Genomic DNA, 22,845 nt, shown 5'->3' on the forward strand with positions numbered 1-22,845 from the left:
ATGCCCTATCATCAGAGCGCCTGTGATTAATGGGCGTCCGGTGGCAGATCGGCGATCCGCTTGATCTCGTAGACGACCAGCATCAGGACAACCGACATGATCACAAGCCCGAGCGCGCTTGTGAAAACGCTCGCGCTGACACCTGAAGCGGATGAGACGATCGCCAGCAGGATCAGGAAGGGCAATCCAAGAGCAATGGCGAGAACGGCAAGAAAGGACCGTGGCATAGGGCGGATCCCCTTCATTCTTGAGGAACGGATTTTTAAGAATTCAATAGCCTGAAAATCGTGGAGAAAATGAGATTGTGCGCGGGCTCAGCCTCTCTCAAGTCTCTTCGCTGAATGTAATCCGAAAGAGTCGTTCAGCTAAAAATCCCATCGCTGCGCCTTTGCGACGAGGAAGTCGCGAAAGACCTGAACCCGTGCGACGGAGCGCAGCTCCTCGGGATAGACCAGATAGCTGTCGAGCACCGGCATCTCCACGTCGCGAAGGACCTGCTTCACCCCTGGATTGCCGCTCATGGCGTAATCCGGTGCCATGCCGATGCCGGCCCCGTTCTCGATGGCCTTGCGGAGGGCCAGGCTGTCATTCACCACGAGACGGCTGGGACGGGGGTCCTTGGGGTCTCGCCCCAGGCTGCTCAGACGGTGCAGCTCCAGAATGAAGGCCGGCTGGTCGCCTCCCAGGCTAAGCAGGGAATGATTGTCGAGATCCTCGATCCGCTCAGGCTCCCCGAACCGCTCAAGATAGCTATTAGCCGCATAGGCGTGATACTGAATCGTGAAGAGGCGGCGCTGGATCAGGTCCGGCTGAGCGGGCCGACGCAGCCGGATGGCAATGTCGGCCTCACGCATGGCGAGATCCAGTTCATCATTCGTCAGGATTAGCTGGATGCGCACGTCCGGATAGAGATCGAGAAATTCGGTAATGCGTCGCGCCAGCCAAATCCCCCCGATGCCGACCGTTGCGGTCACCCTGAGGTCGCCGGCCGGGCGCTCGCTGGTTTCCGTGAGACGCTGACGGGTCTCGTCCAGGCGCAGGCGGATGTCCTGCGCGGCGCGAAACAGCACCTCCCCGTGCTCGGTCAGGATCAGGCCCCGGGGATGACGATGGAAGAGCGGAACCTTCAAGTCCTGTTCGAGGGCACTAATCTGGCGGCTCACCGATGACTGGTTGACTCCGAGCTTCTCGCCGGCCCGGGTGAAGTTCCCGGCATCGACCACCTCGTAGAACAGCCTGAGTTTATCCCAATCCAAGACAGATCCTCAAAATGGCAAGCGGGTTTGCCCTGCCAGATGGGAGGGCGCCTCACGCGACAGGTCAAGTGCTGCATGCCCCGAAATCCAATTCGAGCCTTCACCTCGCGAGGAATGATGTCCCGTTGGGCAGGCGCACCAAAGGATGGGCGGTCGCCCCATCTCCAAAGATGGATCCGGGCATCCACCGGTAGGAGGAGCATTCCGGCTGAGTATTGCATCCAGTCTGGTCAATGTCGTGAGGCATGTTCCATTAACTTTACCTAAGGGTAGTTCTGGCCGAACAAAGGCATTTATTGACTTTCCCAATCGTAATGTGAAAGTTCAATGTAGCGATACGCTATAGATATGGCGGGTTGGCCGGCGCACCTTAAGCGATGCGCGTCCAAAGGCATGATGCCGCCCCGCCATACCGGTGAAAGCCCGGTATGCTTCCCCAAAAAATCTCGAGCTTCTGCACCCCCGTGGCCGCATGGCCAAAGGTAGCGCTATGAACAGGTCTGCTGCCGCATCCGAGGCCCTGACGATATCCTCAGGCCCATGGCTGACACGCCCCTTCCGGGGGCTGATCGGCCGCTTCGGCATCGCCTTTTTCATGCCGGTGCTCGAGGCGACGCTGCTGATCACGTTGCTCGCCCTGGCTCTGCCTGCAGCCCTGCTGCAGGTCTACGACAGGATCCTGCCGAACAAGGCCACCGGGACGCTGGTCGTTCTTGCCATCACGGTGGCTCTGGCCATTGTGCTGGAGGCGCTGCTTCGGCACGTGCGCGGCAGGCTTCTGGCCCGCATGGCCGCAACCTCCGAGGCCCAGGCGCATCGCCAGGCCATGGAATGCCTCCTCCACGCTCCTCTCTCGGCTCTGGAAGCCAATGGCAACGGCTATTACGCGGAGCGTCTTTCCGCCATCGGAACCTTGCGTGAAGCATGGTCAGGCCCGGCCCTGCAGGCGATGCTCGATCTGCCTTTCGCGCTGCTTTATCTGGTCGGGATCTGGTATCTCGCCGGTCCGCTCGTGCTTGTGCCTCTGGCCCTGTTGGTTGGTATTACTTTGCTGGCAGCCATGACAGGCCGGCGCGTGCGCCGCGCGGCGCAGAACCTCGCGCTCGCCGAGGAGCGCCGGTTCAACTTCCTGTTCGACACGCTGAGCTGCATTCATCCGATGAAGGTTCTCGGTGCCGAGCCCCTGCTCGAGCGCCGTTATGAGCGCCTGCAGGGCGGCTCCGCACAGATGCGTCGGACTCTGGCGCAGGCCGTCTCGGCCGGGCAGGAGGGAGGGCACCTGCTGGCCCAGGCCGCCACAATCGGTGTAGCAGCCTTCGGCTGTCATATGGTGTTGAACGGGCAGCTCAGTGTCGGCGGCCTCGGAGCATGCACCATGTTGGTCGGGCGCACGATGCAGCCCCTGCTCGGCGGTGTTGCTCTCTGGTCTCGGCTCCAGTCGCTTGCGGAGAGCCGCCGGCGTGTCGCGGAGATTGCCCTGCTCCCGCAGGAGCGGCATCTCGACCGGCCCGCGCTCCAGGTTTCAAAAGGCCATGTGGTGCTCGACAACGTTCGGCTGCGGACCCCTCCGCACACGGATTGGCTGTTCGACGGTTTGACCCTGGAGGCAAAGCCCGGCGAGATCATCGGCATCACCGGCGCCAATGGCTCCGGCCGCTCGGCCATGCTGCGGCTGATCGCGGGCGATCTGCAGCCGACCGAAGGCCGGGTCGCGATCGACGGACAGGATCTCACGCAGGTCGAGATGGGACCGGCGCGGCGGCTGGTCGCGTTGGTGCCGCCCGATCCGGCTCTGGTGCGCGGCACGCTCCTGCAAAACCTCACGATGCATCAGCCCCACAGGGAGACGGCGGCTCTGCGCCTGGCGACGAAATTGGGCCTGGATCAGGTGGCCAGTGGATTGCCGGGCGATTGGCATACCCCTGTCGGCGTTGCGGCCACACCCCTGCCGCGCGGGGCTGCCCAGCGCATCGGCGTGGTGCGTGCCCTCGTTGAGGAGCCGCGCATCCTGCTGCTCGACGACATCACATCCCAGATCGATGGCGACAGCGACGCGCGGCTTGCTCAGCTGCTATCCGCGCTGCGCGGTGAGGTCACGGTCATCATCGTCACGCACCGTCCCTCGACCCTCGGCATCGCCGATCGGGTGTTCGCGATCCGCGACGGATCCCTGGAGAGCGTGTCATGAGCCTCGTGACGGATTGCTGCCCTCGGGCCCCGGTGCATGTGTCGGAGGATCTTCTGCCTCCGTCCGATTTGGCTCGCTGCCTGCCGGTTTGGCTGTGGCTGATGGAGTGGTCGGGCAGCGCGGACGATCTCCTCGCGGCCCTTCCGCACGCCAAACCCGACATCGATCTCACGGATCTGCGCAACACGCTGGCCGTTCTCGGCTACCCGACCCGGATGCAGGGCCTCAAGCGGGGAGGTCTCGACCTGCGGTGCCTGCCGGCCATCCTGCTGCCGCCTGGAAAGGCTGCGGTCGTCGTCTACCGCGACGAGGCCGGACAGGTTCTGGTGTTCGACGGTGCCACGGGTGATGCGAGGCCCTGTGCGCCGGAGGAGCTGCGCGGAACCTTGATCCTGAGCGCCGAGGCGAATGTCGGAGCGTCCCGTCAGAACTGGTTCAGCAGCATCGCGCGGCGGTTTCGGGGATCTCTGCCGCCCTTGCTCGCGATCAGCGGGCTGATGGCTGTGCTCGGGCTTGCGGTTCCGATCTTCACCATGGCGGTCTTCGATACCGTGGTTGCCGGCTACAGCCCGGAAACGCTGCCCATGCTCATCATGGGCGTCGCCGCTGCGGTTGTGCTGGAGATCCTTTTCCGTGTCATCCGGCAGCGCGCGCTTCTGCGCATCGCGGAGCGTTTGGACCGGCTGGTCCCAAGCGCTGTCTTCACGCAGTTGCTGTCCCTGCCCACAGCGCTCGTGGAGCGGGCCGGCACCGCGTCCCAGATGTCACGTCTTCGCGACTTCGCGGCCATCCGCGAGTTCCTCACCGGCAGTTTCGCCGTAGCGCTTTTGGACTTGCCGTTCACGATCCTGGTCGTGGTGCTGATGGTGGTGCTCGGCGGATGGATCGCACTCGTGCCGGTGGGCACGGCCGTCGGTTTCGTGCTTCTGTTCTGGATCTCCCGCGCACCCATGCGGCTTGCCATCGATCAGGCCGCTCGCGCCAACCAGGCGCGCGAGGCTCTGGCCGTCGAGGCTCTGGAAACGGTGCGCACGCTGAAGCTCGGAGGAGCCGAGGAACGCTGGATCGACCGCTATGCCGCAGCCGCAGCAGCCGCAGCCACGGCTTCGGCACGGGTGAGCGCCTTGACAGGATCGGTTCTCGCCACAAGCCAGGCGCTCGTCACCTTGTCGGGTCTGGCAGCGGTGGTCCTGGGCGTGCTCTCGGTTCTATCCGGCGCGATGACCGCAGGCGCGCTGATCGCCGGCATGATGCTGATCTGGCGAGTCTTGGGCCCGATGCAGACATGCTTCGTGATGCTCTCGCGTTGGGAGCAGACCCAGGCGTCGATCCGGCAGGTGGACGGATTGATGGCTCTTGAGACGGAGCGGCCTCCGCCGCTCGAGGCACGCATGGCGCCACCGGAGCAGGGCGCCATCGTGTTCCACCGCGTGACCCTGCGCTATCTGCCGCAATCCGAGCCTGTCCTGGCTGGCGCCAGCTTCGGCATTCAGCCCGGTCAGGTGGTGGCCGTGACCGGTGCGGAGGGCACGGGCAAGTCGACCCTGCTGCTGCTGACCGCAGGTCTCTATCGGCCACAGGGTGGCCTCGTGCGGATCGACGGGCATGACGTGCGCTCCTTCAATCCGGCCGTTCTCCGCCGGAGCATCGGCTGGGTGCCGCAATCGCCCGGATTGCTCTACGGCACGATCGCCCAGAACCTGCGCCTCGCCCGTCCCAGCGCCTCCGATGCGCAATTGCGCGCCGCCGCCGCCGAAGCCGGCGTGCTGGAGGCGATCGAGGCGCTGCCGCGCGGCTTCGACACGCGGGTCGGCGACAATCACAGCGGCCGTCTGCCCCGCAGCATCCTGCAGCGCATCGCGCTCGCCAGCGCGTTGCTGCGCGAGGCGCCCATCCTGCTTCTCGACGAGCCCGTTGCCGGGCTCGACGACGCCTGCGCCAAGGCTTTCACCGATGTCATCGCCTCCCGCAGGGGACGCTGCACGATCCTCATGGCAACGCACAGGCCGAGCCACATCCGGCTCGCCGACCGCGTCCTGCGCCTGCGTGACGGGCAGGTGGAGGAGGTGGATCAGCCAGCTCCCTCCGGGCCACGTCCGACACGCACACCCGTGGGCGTGCCGCTGGCGAACGCAGCCTTCGCAAAACTTTCCGCCGCTAGCAGCCCCAGAGTTGGTTGATGAGCACCGCCGCGACACCCGCCCCCGAGGCCGAAAGCCTGCCATTGGCCGCCCATCAGCACATGATGGCACCTCTGCCCCGCGCCAGCCGTCAGCCGCGCCCCGACAGCCATGTGCTCGCGCTGGAGGAGCTGCGCATCTACGGCTTGGAGCGCGCCGTCATTCTCGGCACCGGCTTACTGGTGGCGACAACGCTCGCCTGGGCTGCCCTCACCCATGTGCCCGAGGTGGCCATCGGCGTCGGTGATCTCGCCCCAATGGTCGCACCGGCGCCTGTTCAGCATTTCGAAGGCGGCATCGTCACGGAGGTGCTGGTCAACGAAGGCGACGTGGTCGAACTCGGCCAGCCCTTGCTGCGCATGAACGATGCGGCGGCTCAAGCCGAACTCTCTCAGGCGCGGCTGCGCCTCGAGTCGCTTCAGTTGCAATCCCAGCGCCTGACGGCAGCGGCCGAGGGCAACATCCTGACAGCGGAATTGCGCGGTCGCGAAGGAACCGCGAGCATTGCCGTCGCAGATGCGAGCGGGGAGGGCGGTGCGATACCGTCCCTGACCACCTCCCTCTTCGTTGCGCCCCAGCGCGCGGCGCTCGATGCGCGTCTGAGATCTTTGAGCGATCGGATCGCGGTGCTTCACGAACAGGTGGCGCAGCGGCGCAGCGAACTGGCAACTCTCGCGGGGCAGATCTCTGCCGTGCAGGAGCAGATGGCGCTGCATTCCAAGGAGCTCGGCATCCGCGAGGAACTCGCCCGCAATGGACTGACCACGCGGCTCGCCGTTCTGGAGGCGCAGCGCCTGCTGATGAGCGCGAAAGCCGAACATGAGCGGCTGAACGGCCAGCATGCCACGGCCCTGCGCAGTCTGGCCGAGGCCGAGGCCCGCATTTCAGAGATGCAGTCGGCCGCTGTGGACGAGGCCCGGCAGGAGGCCGCCCGCGTGGCGCTGGACATCGCCGAAACGGCGGAAGCCGTGCGCAAGCTGGAGGATCGTGCGGAACGGACGCTGCTGCGCGCACCGGCTCCCGGCGTTCTGCGCGGGCTGGCCGTTCACCGTCCCGGCACCGTTCTCCCGCCCGGCGGATTGATCGCGGAGGTGATGCCGCAGGATGCGCCGCTCGTGGCGGATGTGCGGATCATGCCGCGCGACATCGGGTTCATCGAGGTCGGCCAATCCGTGCACGTCAAGGTGCAGGCCTTCGACTACGCACGCTATGGCGCCGTGGAGGGCATCGTCGAGCGGGTCTCGGCCGGCACGTTCCTCGACGAGCAGCGGCAACCGCACTACCGGGTGCGGGTCGCGCTCAAGCAGCAGCATGTGGGTCGCGATCCCGGCAAGGCACAACTCGTGCCTGGCATGACGGTGCAGGCCGACATCACGACCGGCAACAAGACGGTGCTGCAGTACCTGCTGAAGCCGATCTACTCCGCCATGGCGGCATCATTCCACGAGCGTTGAGGACGCTGATCGCATGAGCCAGCAACCCGATCCGACCATCCCGTTCGACGCCAGCGTGGTTGACGAGGGGGCTCTGCGCGCCCTGCGGGCGGTTCAACGAAGCCTTCCTATGGGAGACGGGGGCGCCGCCGGAAATCTGGTGGGCGGAACGGAGGCGGTTGCGGCGTTCGGGATGGTGAGAGGCGGGCCGTCCGGCTCCATCGCCGTCGGGGCTCATGAGATCGGCCCACTTGCATGGAACCTGGCGCCGGCGCCACAGGATGAGTCGCTCAAGCCGCTTGACCTCACGCCGCCAGCCAAGCCTGCCATCAATTTGGATGAGGTGCCATCCGGTGCCGATCTGCCGTTGGCTGCGCCAACACCACTGATCGGCCCGAGGGGCAACTTTGCACGATCCTCTTCAAGCTACCTCGCGAATGAGTCGGACAACTCATCGGCTCGGGTGACGCCTCCAGTCTTCTCCGACACGTCCGACAATCCTGTCGTCCCAACGCCGCCCACCACCGTGAGGCCGGATCCGCAGGAGCCCATCGACATCATCGCTGATCCTCCTGCAGTCATTGCACGCGATGCTGCGGGTGAGGAAGATACGGCTATTCGTCTGGACTTGGCGGCGGCGCTGGTGGACCGGGACGGCTCGGAGACGCTCACGGTGCTGATCCTGGGCGTGCCCGATGGCGCGGTGCTCTCGCACGGCACCCGCCAGCCGGACGGCGCCTGGAGCGTGCCGGCCGCCGATCTCGCCCAGCTCTCCCTCACCCCGCCCCAGAACTTCTCCGGCCGCATCGACCTGACCCTGCGCGTCACCGCCCAGGAGGGCCAGGGCGGCAGCAGCACCACGGTGGAGAGCCGCTTCCGGGTGCAGGTGGAGGCGGTGGCGGATGCCCCTGTGGTGACGGTGATGGACGCCCGCGGGGCCGAGGACACGCCGGTGAGCCTGGCCGGCCTGGGCGGCGCGCTCGTCGACCGCGACGGCTCGGAGAGCCTCAGCTTCGTGCTCAGCGGGGTGCCGGGCGATGCCACCCTGAGCGCCGGGGTGCGCCAGCCGGACGGCACCTGGAAGCTCCTGCCAGCCGATCTGGCAGGTCTTGTCCTTCATCCCCCAGCCCACTTCTCGGGCCGCTACACGCTCACTCTGACGGCCATCGCCACCGAGGGCAGCAACGGCGTGCGGGCCAGCACCTCGGCCAGCTTCACGGTGGGGGTCGATCCGGTGGCGGATGCCGGCACGATCACGGGCGCGAGCACGGGCCAGGAGGACACGGCGATCGTGATCCGGCCGGCCTTTGCCACGCCGGATCCGTCGGAGACCTGGGGCGAGTTCAGCCAAGTGTCGGGGCTGCCGGCCGGCGCCCGTCTGAGCCATGGTCGGGAGCTTGCCTCCGGCACCTGGGAGGTCTCCACCGCTGACCTGCAGGCCGGGCGGGTGGCCGTGCATCCGGCGGCCCATTCGGATGCGGACTTCAGCCTGACCGTCACGGCGACGCTGATCGACACCGGCAACGGCACCAGCGTCAGCCGACAGGTGACGGGCGTGCATGCGGTCACCGTCACGGCGGTGGCCGATGCCCCGCAGGTGAGCGCCAGGGACGTGACCGGCCAGGAGGACAGCGCCATCCGGCTCGACCTCACGGCCGCTCTGATCGACACCGACGGCTCCGAGCTGCTCTCGGTGAGCATCCTCGATGTGCCGTCGGGAGCGGTTCTGTCGCATGGCACCCGCCAGACGGACGGGAGCTGGAGCGTTCCGGTGGCCGATCTGGCGCATCTGACCCTCACGCCGCCGCACGACTTCGCCGGCACCCTCACCCTCACCTTGCGCGCAACCGCACGCGAGAGTTCGAACGGCACCACAGCCACTACGGATCGTCCATTCCATGTCACGGTCACGGATGTCTCCGACACACCGCTTCTGACCACCCGTGACGCCTCGGGTCTCGAAGATACGTCCATCGCGCTCGACCTTTCGGCAAGCCTGACGGATACGGATGGCTCTGAGGTGCTTTCGATCCGTATCCAGGGTGTTCCGGCAGATGCATCACTGTCGCATGGCACACGCCAAGTCGATGGAAGCTGGCTCCTGACGCCTTCGGAACTTGATGATCTCTCCCTCCGCCCGGCGGAGCACTATTCCGGCACAATCAATCTGACAGTCGAAGCCATATCGCGCAGTTCGAACGGCTCGACGGCAACGACTCATGGCGCGTTGCGCGTGCAGGTCGAGGCTGTGGCGGACGCACCTGTCGTGACGGTGGCGGATGCATCCGGATCGGAGGACATGCCCGTGATCCTTGCCGGACTCGGCGGTGCGCTTGTCGACCGCGATGGCTCGGAGGGCCTCATCTTCGTGCTCAGCGGCGTACCGGGTGATGCTACCCTGAGTGCCGGCACCCGCCAGCCGGATGGAACCTGGCGGATCACCCACGCCGAGTTGGCGGGTTTGACGCTGACACCACCATCCAATTTCTCCGGCAGCTACAATCTCACTCTGACGGCTGTGGCGACGGAAGGGAGCAACAACTCGCAGGCCCGCACCTCTGCCAGCTTCACCGTCGGGATCAATCCGGTGCTGGACCATGCTACGATTGGCGGCACGACATCCGGATTGGAAGACACGGGGATCGCACTGAAGCCGGCCTTCAGTTCGAATGACAAGGACGGCTCGGAGACTTGGGGCGAGTTCAGCCAGGTATCCGGCGTGCCGTCCGGTGCTCGGTTGAGCCATGGAACGGAGCTGTCGTCGGGCGTGTGGCAGGTAGCGACCGCCGACCTCCAGGCAGGACGTGTGCTGTTGCATCCGGCCGAGAACTCGGACCAGGATGTCACGCTGACGATCCGGACAACGATCACGGATGCCGGCAACGGCAAGACCGTGAGCCAGGACGTGACGGGCACATACACGGTAACGGTTACCGCCGTGGCCGACGCGCCGACCGTCACGGTGGCCGATGCCCATGGTGTTGAGGACACGCCCATCAGCCTCACGGGATTGGGCGGTGCGCTGCGCGACCTGGATGGATCGGAGACCCTAAGCTTCGTGCTCAGCGGTGTGCCGGGCACAGCCAACCTGAGTGCAGGCACGAAGCAGGCCGACGGTACCTGGAAGCTCACGCCGGCCCAACTCACGGGCCTCACTCTCAATCCGCCTGCGAATTTCTCAGGAAGCCTGTCCCTCAAGCTCACCGCCATTGCCACGGAAACCCGCGACAATCATCCCACAGCCTCCACCTCGGCCACTTTCACTGTCGGGATCGATCCCGTTCTCGACAAAGCCACCATCAGCGGCAGCAGCTCAGGCTTAGAGGATACGAGCATTACCCTAAAGCCGGACTTCAAGCTGGACGACAACGACAGCTCGGAGAAGTGGTCGACTCTTACTGAAGTCACCGGAGTGCCTTTAGGCGCAACGCTGAACGGCGGCAGCGGAACGAAGGAAATCTCGCCGGGTGTCTGGCAGGTCAAGACGGACGATCTGATCCACAAGCGGGTGACGATCAAGCCGCCGCCGAACAGCGACGACGATTTTACACTGACCTTTACCGTGACCCAGACGGACAGCGGCAATGGCATTAGCGTCAGCCGCATTGTCACCGCAACCCATGCTGTGACTGTGAACGCGGTCGCGGACGCACCAACCGTCACGGCTCATGATGTAAAGGGCGACGAGGATACTGCAATCCCGCTCGACTTATCCGCAAAACTGACGGATCTCGATGGTTCGGAGACGCTGTCGATCATCATCCTGGGGGTTCCGGATGGCGCCGTCCTGATTCCCGGCGAGCGCCTGTCCGACGGTAGCTGGAGCGTCAAACCGTCCGATTTGGCCGATCTGACCTTCACGCCGCCGCAGGATTTCTCGGGATCCATTGCCCTCAGCATGCAGGTGACATCCAAGGAGATCCGTGGAGGCTCGGAGAGCTCCATCACCGTTCCGTTCGAGGTCCAGGTGGACGCGGTTGCCGACGCTCCCGAACTGAGCGTCAGCCGGGCCTATGGCGACGAGGATACGGCCATCCCGCTTCATCTGACTGCACGGGCCACCGATATCGACAACTCAGAATCCATCGTCTCATACCGGCTGGAGGACGTCCCGGAAGGGGCGATTGTTCGTGCAGGCGGTCTCGTTCTCGCGAGAAACGCCGATGACAGCTTCAGCGTGCCGGCCGGCGTGGTCGGCAGCCTGACCATCACGCCGCCACCCCATTCCGATAAGGATATGCACCTGAAGGTCTTCGCCATCTCGGCGGAGCCGAACGGCAGCACGGAAAGAAGCGCGCCGAAGGAACTTGTGGTGACGGTGCGTGCCGACGCCGATGCGCCCATCTTCGACGTCACAAGTGCCAGCGGTTCCGAAGACAGCGATATTCCCCTCCATCTGACCGCGACCCTGCCGGACAATGACGGATCCGAGTTGCTGAGCTTTGTCATCTCAGGGATTCCGAACGGCGCGCTTCTGTCCGTCGGAACCTATCGTGGTCCAGGCACATGGTCGCTTACGGCCGATGAAGCCAAGATCGTGACGTTGCGGCCCCCGGCAGATTTCGCCGGTACCATCAATCTGACCGTTACGGCCGTCACACAGGAGAAGGACGGCGGTGATCAGGCCTCCACCCGCATCACCTTCCCGGTCCATGTCGGAGCGGTGGTGGATGCCCCTGCGGTGGGGGGGCTCGACGGCAGCTCCGCAGACTGGGGTACGATGAGCGGCACGGAAGACGCGCCCATCAAGCTCAACTTCGATCCGGGCCTGCGAGACCGCGACGGATCGGAGAAGATTGTTGGTGACATCGTCATCGGCGGGATCCCTGCCGGCGCGGTGCTGCGTCTGGCCGACAACAGCATCGTTACGGCCGATTCCGATGGCTTCTACCGGATCGCCGCGGAGAATATGGCTGGCGTCACCCTGACGATGCCTCGCAACAGCGACGTAGAGGAGACCCTGACCGTCCGCATGACGATTCAGGATACGGATGGAAGCAGGACGGTCACGAAGGAAATCAGCGGGCACATGGTGGTGGATCCGCGCGGCGATGCCGACGATCCGACGTTCACAACACAGCCGTCAACCGGCACCGGACACGACAGCACAAGCGGAAGCACCGGTTGGATCGCGCTGCGTATTGCCGCCCTTCCCACCGATACGGACGGATCCGAGTCGCTGACGATCTGGGTGCGGGGTGTCCCTAAGGGAGCATCGCTCTCGCACGGAATTCCGGCCGGTGATGGCGTCTGGCTCGTACCGGTCGAGAATCTTCCCTCTCTTGCCATTCGCCCGAAGGCTAACGACAACAGCGCAATCGAACTCGATGTATCGGTAGTCGTCACCGAACGTGAAGGCGACCATACCATCCGCACTCAATCCGTCACGGTGACGGTTACACCTCCCTCGGGCGGCGGAGATCCGGGTGATGGATCCGGGGGAGATCCTGGCGGCGTTCCGCCCACAGCCCCAGTCGCCCAAGCTCCCGAGCTCATCGTTTCGAGCACGCCGGCCTTGGAGGACAACCGGGTCGCTCTGTCGATCAGCGCCAGAACGCTCAATACGGATAACGGCTCCGAAACCTTGGGAATCCGCATCGACAACGTGCCTGCGGGAGCGCGGCTGTCGGCCGGCGTGCGCGATCCCAAGACCGGATCCTGGGTGTTGTGGTCCGATCAGCTTGCCGGGCTGGAGTTGATTCCCCCGGCCAACTTCGCCGGCACGATCTCCCTGAAGGTCACCGCCATCGCGACGGAGAGAACGGGCTCGGAAGCGACCACGCCTGCCACGTTGAACGTCACACTCGAGGCGGTGGCCGACGGCGCATCGATTGCTGTGGCTCCTGCTACGGGAGCTGAGGATGTCGAGATCCCGCTCGATCTGAAGATCAGCCCCCGCGACAGCGACGGCAGTGAGACCGTCACGTCGGTAACCATCTCAAAACTGGAGCCTGATGGGCGAATCGCCGGGCCGGGCGTCACCGACAATGGCGACGGCACCTGGACGGTCGATCCTGCTCATCTCGACGGCGTGTGCGTGATCCCGCCGGCCAACTGGATCGGCGACCTGAAGCTGACGGTCACCGCAACCACGCGGGAAGCGAGCAACGGACATACGCACACTACCTCTCAGAATGTCTCGATCAGGCTTGAGGCTGTGGAGGACGCACCAACCCTGACAGTCGCGAATACGTTGGGCCAGGAAGACACGACCGTTCCGCTCAATATCTCCGCCGCCTTGGTGGACACCGACGGCTCCGAGGTGCTCTCGGTCGTGATCGGCAACCTGCCGGAGGGAGCCCGCCTCTCGGCCGGCCTGAACAACGGCGACGGAACCTGGACGCTCACGCCCGGCCAGCTGACAAACCTTAGTCTGATTCCTCCGGCGAACTGGAGCGGCACTGCTAATCTCTCCGTGCTTGCCCATGCCCGCGAAACCTCCAACGGCAAAGTCGCCACCACCGAGGCCACGCTGAAGGTCGACATCGAGGCGGTGGCTGATGTGCCAGTGGTCGGGTCGCGTGATGTTTCTGGTCTGGAGGACAGCGGCATTCGTCTGGACCTGGCGGCGGCGCTGGTGGACCGGGACGGCTCGGAGGCGCTCACGGTGCTGATCCTGGGCGTGCCCGATGGCGCGGTGCTCTCCCACGGCACCCGCCAGCCGGACGGCGCCTGGAGCGTGCCGGCCGGCGATCTCGCCCAGCTCTCCCTCACCCCGCCCCAGAACTTCTCCGGCCGCATCGACCTGATCCTGCGCGTCACCGCCCAGGAGGGCCAGGGCGGCAGCAGCACCACGGTGGAGAGCCGCTTCCGGGTGCAGGTGGAGGCGGTGGCGGATGCCCCTGTGGTGACGGTGATGGACGCCCGCGGGGCCGAGGACACGCCGGTGAGCCTGGCCGGCCTGGGCGGCGCGCTCGTCGACCGCGACGGCTCGGAGAGCCTCAGCTTCGTGCTCAGCGGCGTGCCGGGCGATGCCAGCCTGAGCGCCGGGATGCGCCAGCCGGACGGCACCTGGAAGCTCCTGCCAGCCGATCTGGCAGGTCTTGCCTTGCATCCCCCAGCCCACTTCTCCGGCCGCTACACCCTGACCCTGACGGCCATCGCCACCGAGGGCAGCAACGGCGCGCGGGCCAGCACCTCGGCCAGCTTCACGGTGGGGGTCGATCCGGTGGCGGATGCCGGCACGATCACGGGCGCGAGTTCAGGCCAGGAGGACACGGCGATCGTGATCCGGCCGGCCTTTGCCACACCGGATCCGTCGGAGACCTGGGGTGAGTTCGCGCAGGTGTCGGGGCTGCCGGCCGGCGCCCGCCTGAGCCATGGTCGGGAGCTTGCCTCCGGCACCTGGGAGGTCTCCACCGCTGACCTGCAGGCCGGGCGGGTGGCCGTGCATCCGGCGGCCCATTCGGATGCGGACTTCAGCCTGACCGTCACGGCGATGCTGATCGACACCGGCAACGGCACCAGCGTCAGCCGACAGGTGACGGGCGTGCACGCGGTCACCGTCACGGCGGTGGCCGATGCCCCGCAGGTGAGCGCCAGGGACGTGACCGGCCAGGAGGACAGCGCCATCCGGCTCGACCTCGCGGCCGCTCTGGTCGACACCGACGGCTCCGAGCTGCTCTCGGTGAGCATCCTCGATGTGCCGTCGGGAGCGGTTCTGTCGCATGGCACCCGCCAGACGGACGGGAGCTGGAGCGTTCCGGTGGCCGATCTGGCGCATCTGACCCTCACGCCGCCGCACGACTTCGCCGGCACCCTCACCCTCACCCTGCGCGCAACCGCACGAGAGAGCGCAAATGGTGATACCGCTACAACCGAAGCCACACTGAAGGTGGAGGTTGAGGCTGTGGCCGATGCACCGCGCATCGACGCGAAGAATGTGACAGGTCAGGAGGACACGGCGATTCCGCTCGATCTCTCCGCAGCCCTCGTCGACACTGATGGCTCCGAGACCATGGTGGTCAGCATTCTCGGCATTCCGGACGGCTTCACCCTGTCTGCCCCCACGGCCGTGCGCGACGGAGGCGAATGGCGTGTGCCAGCCGCAGATCTGCCTGGCCTGAAGCTGACGCCCCCGACGGATTGGAGCGGCGCGCTGAGCCTGACGATCCAGGCCACCAGCACCGAAGCTGGGAATGCGAACATCGCCACAAGCAGCAAACCCTTCACCGTGACGGTCAATCCGGTCAACGATGCGCCCGAGCTGACTCTGACCGCTGCAGGTCACGCGGAGGCCGGTGACCACCAGGCGGATGCCATCGGCATTGCTCACGCGGAGGATATCGATAGCACACAGCTCCGCGGCGCCGTGATCACGCTCTCCGGAGCGCAGACAGGCGACAGGCTCGATCTTGAGGGCTACACCCTGCACAATGAAAACGGCCACACGATGATCGGCAACACCGGCATCGAGCTGGTCGGGGGAGCCTATGCCGGCGAGACGCGCACGCTGACCCTCAGCGGCCATGCCTCGCCCGAAACCTACGCTACCGTGCTGCAATCCCTGATGCTCGAGAGCGGCGATCACTCGGGTCTGGCCGCCGGCACCCGCAGCATCGGTGTCGTGCTGTTCGACAGCGAGGGTGCCGCCTCGATGCAGCAATCCGTGGATGTGGTGGTCGACGCGGCGGAGCCTGCTGCCCCAGAGGGGCAGAGCTTGGAGCCGTCGCAGAATGGCGCCGGGTCGGACATCATTCTCCTGATGGCCGATGAAGAGGCCGAGATGGCTCACGCTGCGACTGCCTCATGGACGGAGCAGATCGACAGCGATCAATCCTCGACCGGTTCGGATACAATGACCGCTTTCGACCAGCCGACGGCGGACACCATCCAGACGATCGACGATCTGCAAGCCGACGCATCCCGGACGCACTGGTCCTGACGATCAGCGGGCAGGGCGGCGCCTTAACTGGCTTCACCCTGCCGAAGCTGTCTCATTGGGTGCCTGGCTGCACAATAGGCACATCCCCAGGAGGGAGCGGCTCGCCTGAGGGCGCGTCGTTCTCCGCAGGTTCAAGCGGGTCCAACGAGGGCAGCTCGGGCAACGGACCCGGGACATCGGGCGGCTGGTCGGAAGGCTTTGGCGTGTCGGACATGGGACCTCCATTCGTGGACGGCTTCCTTGGGAAAGCACAGCTGTCCCTTGCGTTCCCAATCCATGACAGACCAATGCTGATAAACCCCCGGTCACTTGCCACCCGGTGAAGCTTGCCGGAACCCAGGTCGATCTGGGCCGTTGGATCACGTTCACTGCCGAACGATGCATCCGTGTGGCTGCTGTATCGATGTCCTGTCGGCGGTTGTTTCACCTCAGCCTGATCGCTCTCCGTTAAGGGCGACCGGTCTCTGTCGCGCCGAGGGAGGTCTCGATTGAGTGCAAGCCAGAACTATTCATCGCCCGCGCTCGAAAAGATCCCGATCACCTTGATAGTCAACGGCGAAACCAGGACGATTGAAGTCCTGCCCTGGACCGTCCTTCTCGATCTTCTGCGCGATCATCTGCACCTGACGGGAACCAAGAAGGGCTGCGACCACGGCCAATGCGGCGCCTGCACGGTGATCGCCGACGGCAAGCGGATCAATTCCTGCATGGCTTTGGCCGTGATGAAAGACGGCGCGAGCATCACGACCATCGAGGGAATCGCCTCGGATGGAGCGCTGCATCCCCTTCAGCAAGCCTTCATCGATCATGACGCGTTCCAGTGCGGCTATTGCACGCCGGGCCAGATCTGCTCCGGCGTCACGCTCATCCAGGAGGGCAGGGCGCGCACGCGGGACGAGATCCGCGAATGGATGAGCGGCAACATCTGCCGGTGCGGCGCCTATACCAACATCGTCGATGCCATCGAGCAGGTCCTGGGCTCGAACCAGGAGGCTGGGCGATGAACCGCTTTTCCTACATGCGGGCCGGCAGCATCGAGGAGGCCGTGAAGGCGGCCTCTGCGGACTCATCAGCCCGCTTCATCGCCGGCGGCACGAATCTCGTCGACCTGATGAAGTACAATGTGGAGCGCCCGACCCGTCTCATCGACATCACGCGCCTCCCCCTGAACACCATCGAGGATACCAAGAGCGGCGAGCTGCGCCTTGGCGCCATGACGACCAATGATGAGGTGGCCCACGACCCACGCGTCCAGAGCCGCTATCCGCTCCTCGCCAGCGCAATCCTCGCCGGCGCCTCGCCACAGCTGCGCAATGCGGCGACGACCGGCGGCAATCTTCTTCAGCGCACCCGGTGCTATTATTTCTATGACACAGGCACGCCCTGCAACAAGCGCGAGCCCGGCACGGGGTGTCCGGCAACCTTCGGGCGCAATCGCATTCACGCGATCCTGGGCACGAGCGAGCACTGCATCGCGACGCATCCCTCCGACATGTGTGTGGCTCTCGCCGCCCTGGAAGCCATCATCCATATCGCCGGGCCTGACGGCGAGCGCGCCATCCCGATGTCCGAGTTCCATCGCCTGCCGGGAGACAGGCCGGAGATCGACACCACCCTGCGGCCTGGGGAGATCATCACGGCCGTCGAGCTCCCGCCAGAAGATTTCGTGGAGCATCACACCTACCTGAAACTGCGCGACCGCCTGTCCTATGCCTTCGCGCTGGTCTCTGTCGCGGCTGCGCTCCGTATGGATGCGGGCACCATCGTCGAGGCACGCATCGCCCTCGGCGGCGTCGCCCACAAGCCGTGGCGCGATCCGGCGGCCGAGGCCATGCTGCGCGGTCATCCTGCCAGCACTGAGCGGTTCGCGGCTGTCGCCGATCACATTCTGCGGGATGCGAAAGGCTTTCAGGACAATGCCTTCAAGATCGATCTGGCCCGGCGCGGAATCGTTCGCGCGCTCTCTCAGGCCGCTGCGGGAACGCCGCAATCCCAGACCGACAAGCGGATCAGGTAAGGACGAAGCGTATGCTGAAAGCTCAGGGTTACGTTGGCTCTCCGCAGAACCGGGTCGATGGGCGCGCCAAGGTCACGGGCGAAGCGCGCTATGCGGCGGAGTTTGATGCGCCGGACCTTGCCTACGGGATCGTCATCTCGAGCGCGATCGCCAAGGGGCGGATCGCCTCGATCGATATCTCGTCTGCTTTGGCCATACCGGGCGTGGTTCAGGTGTTCACGCATGAGAATCGCTCCGGCACTGCTTGGCTCGATCGCAATTACCGCGACGAGACCGCTCCTCCCGGCTCTCCGTTCCGGCCGCTCTATGACGATCAGGTGGTCTATAGCGGCCAGCCCATCGCTCTCGTCGTGGCGGACGAATACGAGATTGCGGCCCATGCGGCTTCCCTCGTGCGGATCGCGTACGAGACCGACACCCATATGACGGATCTCGACATCAAGCGGAGTGAGGCTTACGTGCCGCCGAAGAAGCGGTCCGGCGTCAAGGCGCCGCCAAGCCCGCGTGGTGATGCCGAGGAGGCCTTCACGCAGGCTCCCGTCAAGGTCCATGCCGAGTACCGGATCGCCATTGAGCACCACAACCCAATGGAGACGCATGCCTCCACGGTCATCTATGAGCAGGATGGCACGCTCACCATTCATGAGAAGACGCAAGGGCCGCAGAACAGCCAGAGCTATGTGTCGAGCGTCTTCGGTCTCTCCAGCGATCAGGTGCGCGTCGTATCGCCGTTCATCGGCGGTGCCTTCGGATCGGGGTTGCGCCCGCAATATCAGCTCTTCCTTGCCGTCATGGCAGCCCTGGAGCTCAAGCGCTCGGTCCGGGTGGTGCTGACCCGCGACCAGATGTTCACCTTCGGCTACAGGCCGCAGGCGATCCAGACTGTCTCCCTTGGTGCGAATCCCGATGGCATGCTCCAGTCCATCATGCACGACGCCATCCAGACGACATCAACCTTCGAGGATTACCAGGAGGTTGTCGTCAACTGGTCGAATCTTCTCTACCATTGCGACAACGTCAAGCTGACCTACAGGCTGGCGCAGGTCGACACTGCCACGCCCATCGATATGCGCGCCCCTGGCGCAGCCACGGGCGTCACGGCCATCGAGACGGCCATGGACGAACTCGCCTATGCGACCGGCATCGATCCGGTCGAACTGCGGCTGAGAAACTATGCCGAAGTGGACGAAGCCAACAAGCGGGATTTCAGCAGCAAGGAGCTCAGGGCCTGCTACCAGCTCGGCGCGGAGCGCTTCGGCTGGGCCCAACGCAATCCGGAGCCGCGCTCCATGCGTGACGGTCGGGAACTCGTCGGCTGGGGCATGGCGACGGGCGTGTGGGAAGCCATCATGCAGAAGACGGCCGCCCGCGCGGTGCTGAGCGCTGACGGCCATCTGGAGGTCTCGTGCGCAACCGCGGATATCGGCACGGGAACCTACACGATCCTGACGCAGATTGCCGCCGACATCATGGGCCTTCCCATGGAGAGGGTCACCACCCGGATAGGCGACTCGAGCCTGCCGAAGTCTCCTGTGGAAGGCGGCTCATGGACGGCGGCCTCGGCGGGAACGGCGGTGCAGATCGCCTGCCAGACAGTGCGCGAGTCGCTGTTCAAATATGCCCGCGAGATGGACGCCTCGCCGCTGGCGAACGCGAGCCTTGAGCATGTCAGCTTCGCGGATGGGCGGATCGTGCTGACGAACGATCCGGAGACAGGCGTCTCATTCACCGACATCATGCGCGCGCGCGGCGTCGACAAGGTCGAGGCGGAGGAGAAAGCGAGCCCGGGCATGATGACCAGCATGCGCTATTCCGGCTATTCGCATTCCGCTGTCTTCGCCGAGGTGAAGGTGGACGAGGAGCTCGGTATCATCCGGGTGACCAGGATCGTCAGCGCGGTGGCCGCCGGCACCATCCTCAACCCGAAGACCGCGCGCAGCCAGATTATCGGTGGCATCGTGTTTGGGATCGGCATGGCTCTGGAGGAGGAATCCATGCTCGATCACAACCTAGGACGGTTCATGAACCACAATCTGGCCGAATACCACGTGCCCGTGAACGCTGACATCCACGACATCGACGTGATCTTCGTCTCCGAGCACGATGACAAGCTCAATCCCATGGGGATCAAGGGGCTGGGTGAGATCGGCATTGTCGGCACGGCCGCGGCAATCGGAAACGCGATCTTTCATGCCACGGGCAAGCGGATCCGCGACTATCCGATCACCATCGACAAGCTCCTCGGATAGATCGTCTTACAAATCGGGTGGCTCAGCGCTCCAACGGGAGTGTTATGCTGACGGGATCTTACGGTTTCCGACGGAGACCGCACTATCACATGCCCGAAATCGGTCTTCTGCTCCTGATCTCCACATCCAGGCCATAGCCTCTCCCGTAGATGCCTTCACGCGCTGAAGAGTTCCGGGTGCTCCGCCTCGACTCGCGGCAGGGCTCGCAGAATCTCCGTGAGGTGTCGGCGCATCGCTTCTGCTGCCGCATCCTCGTCGCGGGCGTCGATCGCCGCCATGATGGCGCGATGCTGGTCGATCAGGGGCAGCATCGCCTCAGGGCCGGGCAAGGTGAGCTGGCACACCCGATCCATATGCGCCTTGATGTCCTGAACCGCCTCCCATGCCAGGGGACAGCCGGCGCCTTCCGCAAGGGCAATATGGAAGAGCTCGTCATAGCGCTGGAACGCCGCGTGGTCGTCCCGGCGGGCGGCCTGCTCCTGGAGTTCCAGAAGGTCGCTGATCCTTTCCCGGCTCTGCATGTCGAACGATGAGCAGGCCCGGCGCACCACGGCCGTCTCGATCGCTTCGCGGACGAAGCGCGATTCCATCATCTTCCGGACCGAGATCTTCACCACCGTCGTGCCGCGCTGGGGCTGGATTTCCACGAGCCGGGTCCTGGCTAGCCCAATCAGGGCCTCACGGACAGGCTGACGGGAAACACCATGGCGCTCGGCAATATCCTGCTCGGAGAGCCGGCTGCCCGGCGGAAGCTCGAGAGCAATGATCAGGCGACGCAGCTCGTTCTCAATGCGCTGGGCCGCAGAGCCATGACCGGTGGGGAAGGGGCTGTTCACATCGGATCTCATTCTTTTGGCGGGTTGCGTCATATATTAGTGTATACTACCATACAATCGTCGACCAAGTAAGCCGCGAAAGACGGCCGTCGGGTTTCTGCCAAGTCGCCAGGGATCTTGGGCAAGGGCTCTTTGGAAAGACAATGATCGGTCCGGAAGGGGCAGATCTGAAACAATAGGACATCAGAGGAAGCCTAAGGAGGAAGAGAATGCTGACAAAAAGGACATTCGCCGCTGCTGCGCTCGGGCTGTGTGCCGTCATGATGGCTGGCACAGCCAGCGCCCAGACAACACTGCGCTCGGCCGACATCCATCCCGATGGATACCCAACTGTCGAGGCCGTCAAGTATTTCGGCTCCCTGCTGGAGAAGAAAACCAACGGCCGGTACAAGGTTCAGGTTTTCCATTCCGCCCAGCTGGGCCAGGAAAAAGACACGATCGAGCAGACCCGTTTCGGCGTCATCGACCTGAATAGGATCAATATGGGTCCGTTCAACAATCTTATCCCTGAGACTCTGGTGCCCTCGCTGCCCTTCATCTTCCGGTCCGTCGACCATATGCGCAAGACCATGGACGGCCCGATTGGCGATCAGATCTTGAAGGCGTTCGAACCTCACGGCCTCGTGGCGCTGGCCTTTTACGACTCGGGCGCCCGGTCCTTCTACAACTCCAAGCGTGCCATCAACACGCCGGCCGACCTGAAGGGTATGAAGGTTCGGGTGATCCAGTCCGACCTCTTCCTCGACATGGTCAACGCGCTCGGCGCCAATGCGACCCCGATGCCTCCAGGCGAGGTCTATTCCGCGCTTCAAACCGGCGTGGTCGATGGAGCCGAGAACAACTGGCCGAGCTACGATTCCTTCCGTCATTTCGAGGTGGCGAAGTATTATTCTCTGACTCAGCATTCCATGTCGCCTGAGGTGCTGGTGATGTCGAAGAAGAGCTTCGACAAGCTCTCGCCCGAGGACCAGAAGGCGGTGCGTGAAACCGCCAAGGAATCAGTGGCTAAGATGCGCGAACTCTGGGAAGCCCGCGAGAAGGATGCCGAGAAGAAGATCCGGGCGAGCGGCAGCCAGATCAACGATGTGGACAAGCAGCCCTTCATCGATGCGATGAAGCCTGTCTACGAGAAGTACGCCAAGGACGCGAAGGTGAAGGACCTCGTCTCCCGCATCCAGGCGATGAACTGAGTTCGGTCCTCCTGAGCCAACCTGGGCCGGCTTCGGCCGGCTCTCTTTTCCGCTGGAGATTTTGATCGATGCGCGATGGTCTTGCCGCGCTGTCCCGAACTCTTGCCGTCATCAATCGTGCGGCGCTTTGGATTTCCGGGGTCGGGCTCGTTTTGATGACGGTCTTCGTCGGATGGCAGGTGTTCGGACGATATGTGCTGAACCAGTCGCCGAGCTGGACCGAGCCGGCCTCCCTCCTGCTGATGAGCTGGTTCATTCTGCTCGGCTCTGCCGTCGGGGTGCGGGAGGGCAATCATCTCGGTTTTGAAATCGCTCTTCACTATGCTCCTCAGGGACTGCGGCGCATCATGCTCGGCGTCACCGAGGTGCTGGTGATGGCCTTCGGTGTCGCCATGGCCTGGTACGGCACCGAGCTTGCCGTGGAGACCTGGTCGGCGGCCATGCCAGGATTACCGATCCCTCAAGGTTTCGACTATGTGCCTCTCGCCTTCGGCGGTGCTCTGATCGCCCTTTTCTCATTGGAAAAATTCGTTCGCCTCCTGTCTTTGGGAGAAGACGTACCCCTGGTGCGGGTGGACGAGCCTCATCTTGTTGCCGTGAAGGATTGACACC

The 22,845-nt window shown here is 64.5% G+C and carries 12 protein-coding genes; 9 read left to right on the forward strand and 3 right to left on the reverse strand.

Annotation, left to right across the window (positions count from 1 at the left end):
* Positions 1-26: 26 nt before the first annotated feature.
* Both FHR70_RS16835 and FHR70_RS16840 read right to left on the reverse strand, forming a co-directional pair.
* Complete coding sequence (locus FHR70_RS16835) at positions 27-227, reverse strand: hypothetical protein (protein ID WP_183452243.1); 201 nt, start codon at positions 225-227, stop codon at positions 27-29.
* A 138-nt stretch (positions 228-365) separates the two neighbouring features.
* The gene (locus tag FHR70_RS16840; RefSeq protein ID WP_183452245.1) at positions 366-1,256 is read right to left on the reverse strand and encodes a LysR family transcriptional regulator; all 891 of its coding nucleotides are present in this window, start codon (positions 1,254-1,256) and stop codon (positions 366-368) included.
* A 490-nt stretch (positions 1,257-1,746) separates the two neighbouring features.
* Between FHR70_RS16840 and FHR70_RS16845 the strand changes: the two genes are divergently transcribed.
* The 7 genes from FHR70_RS16845 to FHR70_RS16875 all read left to right on the forward strand — a co-directional run bounded on the left by FHR70_RS16845 (position 1,747) and on the right by FHR70_RS16875 (position 20,207).
* Entirely contained in the window at positions 1,747-3,444 is a 1,698-nt protein-coding gene (locus tag FHR70_RS16845) for a peptidase domain-containing ABC transporter (protein ID WP_183452247.1), read from the forward strand.
* A complete protein-coding gene (locus FHR70_RS16850) occupies positions 3,441-5,624 on the forward strand; it encodes a peptidase domain-containing ABC transporter (RefSeq protein WP_183452249.1) in 2,184 nt (727 codons plus the stop codon). The genes FHR70_RS16845 and FHR70_RS16850 overlap by 4 nt, the downstream gene beginning before the upstream one ends.
* Positions 5,624-7,078 carry an HlyD family type I secretion periplasmic adaptor subunit gene (locus FHR70_RS16855; RefSeq protein ID WP_183452251.1) on the forward strand — a complete coding sequence of 485 codons (1,455 nt, stop codon included), beginning with the start codon at positions 5,624-5,626 and terminating at the stop codon, positions 7,076-7,078. Before FHR70_RS16850 ends, FHR70_RS16855 begins: the two co-directional genes overlap by 1 nt.
* A 13-nt stretch (positions 7,079-7,091) precedes the next feature.
* Positions 7,092-15,941, forward strand: coding sequence for a DUF4429 domain-containing protein (locus FHR70_RS16860; protein ID WP_183452253.1), 8,850 nt, complete (start codon positions 7,092-7,094; stop codon positions 15,939-15,941).
* Positions 15,942-16,429: 488 nt separating this feature from the next.
* Entirely contained in the window at positions 16,430-16,945 is a 516-nt protein-coding gene (locus tag FHR70_RS16865) for a (2Fe-2S)-binding protein (RefSeq protein WP_183452255.1), read from the forward strand.
* Positions 16,942-17,958 (forward strand): FAD binding domain-containing protein, encoded by a 1,017-nt coding sequence (locus FHR70_RS16870; protein ID WP_183452257.1) that lies wholly within the window; start codon positions 16,942-16,944, stop codon positions 17,956-17,958. The genes FHR70_RS16865 and FHR70_RS16870 overlap by 4 nt, the downstream gene beginning before the upstream one ends.
* Before the next feature lie 11 nt (positions 17,959-17,969).
* Positions 17,970-20,207, forward strand: coding sequence for a xanthine dehydrogenase family protein molybdopterin-binding subunit (locus FHR70_RS16875; RefSeq protein WP_183452259.1), 2,238 nt, complete (start codon positions 17,970-17,972; stop codon positions 20,205-20,207).
* A gap of 155 nt (positions 20,208-20,362) precedes the next feature.
* Here FHR70_RS16875 and FHR70_RS16880 read toward each other — a convergent pair whose 3' ends face one another.
* Complete coding sequence (locus FHR70_RS16880) at positions 20,363-21,043, reverse strand: GntR family transcriptional regulator (RefSeq protein WP_425487875.1); 681 nt, start codon at positions 21,041-21,043, stop codon at positions 20,363-20,365.
* Positions 21,044-21,252: 209 nt separating this feature from the next.
* Here FHR70_RS16880 and FHR70_RS16885 point away from each other — a divergent pair, with 209 nt between their 5' ends.
* Both FHR70_RS16885 and FHR70_RS16890 read left to right on the forward strand, forming a co-directional pair.
* Positions 21,253-22,233, forward strand: a complete 981-nt coding sequence (locus tag FHR70_RS16885; RefSeq protein ID WP_183452263.1) for a TRAP transporter substrate-binding protein — start codon at positions 21,253-21,255, stop codon at positions 22,231-22,233.
* A 68-nt stretch (positions 22,234-22,301) separates the two neighbouring features.
* Positions 22,302-22,841 carry a TRAP transporter small permease gene (locus FHR70_RS16890; RefSeq protein WP_183452265.1) on the forward strand — a complete coding sequence of 180 codons (540 nt, stop codon included), beginning with the start codon at positions 22,302-22,304 and terminating at the stop codon, positions 22,839-22,841.
* Positions 22,842-22,845: the final 4 nt, after the last annotated feature.

Source organism: Microvirga lupini, from assembly GCF_014191055.1.
In the GTDB taxonomy this organism is placed as follows: Bacteria; Pseudomonadota; Alphaproteobacteria; order Rhizobiales; family Beijerinckiaceae; genus Microvirga; species Microvirga lupini_A.

What these genes read in the sequence shown, in the direction of transcription:
- FHR70_RS16835 (WP_183452243.1), bottom strand. Translation starts at nt 227, where the DNA reads ATGCCACGGTCCTTTCTTGCCGTTCTCGCCATTGCTCTTGGATTGCCC.
- FHR70_RS16845 (WP_183452247.1), top strand. Translation starts at nt 1,747, where the DNA reads ATGAACAGGTCTGCTGCCGCATCCGAGGCCCTGACGATATCCTCAGGC.
- FHR70_RS16850 (WP_183452249.1), top strand. Translation starts at nt 3,441, where the DNA reads ATGAGCCTCGTGACGGATTGCTGCCCTCGGGCCCCGGTGCATGTGTCG.
- FHR70_RS16855 (WP_183452251.1), top strand. Translation starts at nt 5,624, where the DNA reads ATGAGCACCGCCGCGACACCCGCCCCCGAGGCCGAAAGCCTGCCATTG.
- FHR70_RS16860 (WP_183452253.1), top strand. Translation starts at nt 7,092, where the DNA reads ATGAGCCAGCAACCCGATCCGACCATCCCGTTCGACGCCAGCGTGGTT.
- FHR70_RS16870 (WP_183452257.1), top strand. Translation starts at nt 16,942, where the DNA reads ATGAACCGCTTTTCCTACATGCGGGCCGGCAGCATCGAGGAGGCCGTG.
- FHR70_RS16875 (WP_183452259.1), top strand. Translation starts at nt 17,970, where the DNA reads ATGCTGAAAGCTCAGGGTTACGTTGGCTCTCCGCAGAACCGGGTCGAT.
- FHR70_RS16885 (WP_183452263.1), top strand. Translation starts at nt 21,253, where the DNA reads ATGCTGACAAAAAGGACATTCGCCGCTGCTGCGCTCGGGCTGTGTGCC.
- FHR70_RS16890 (WP_183452265.1), top strand. Translation starts at nt 22,302, where the DNA reads ATGCGCGATGGTCTTGCCGCGCTGTCCCGAACTCTTGCCGTCATCAAT.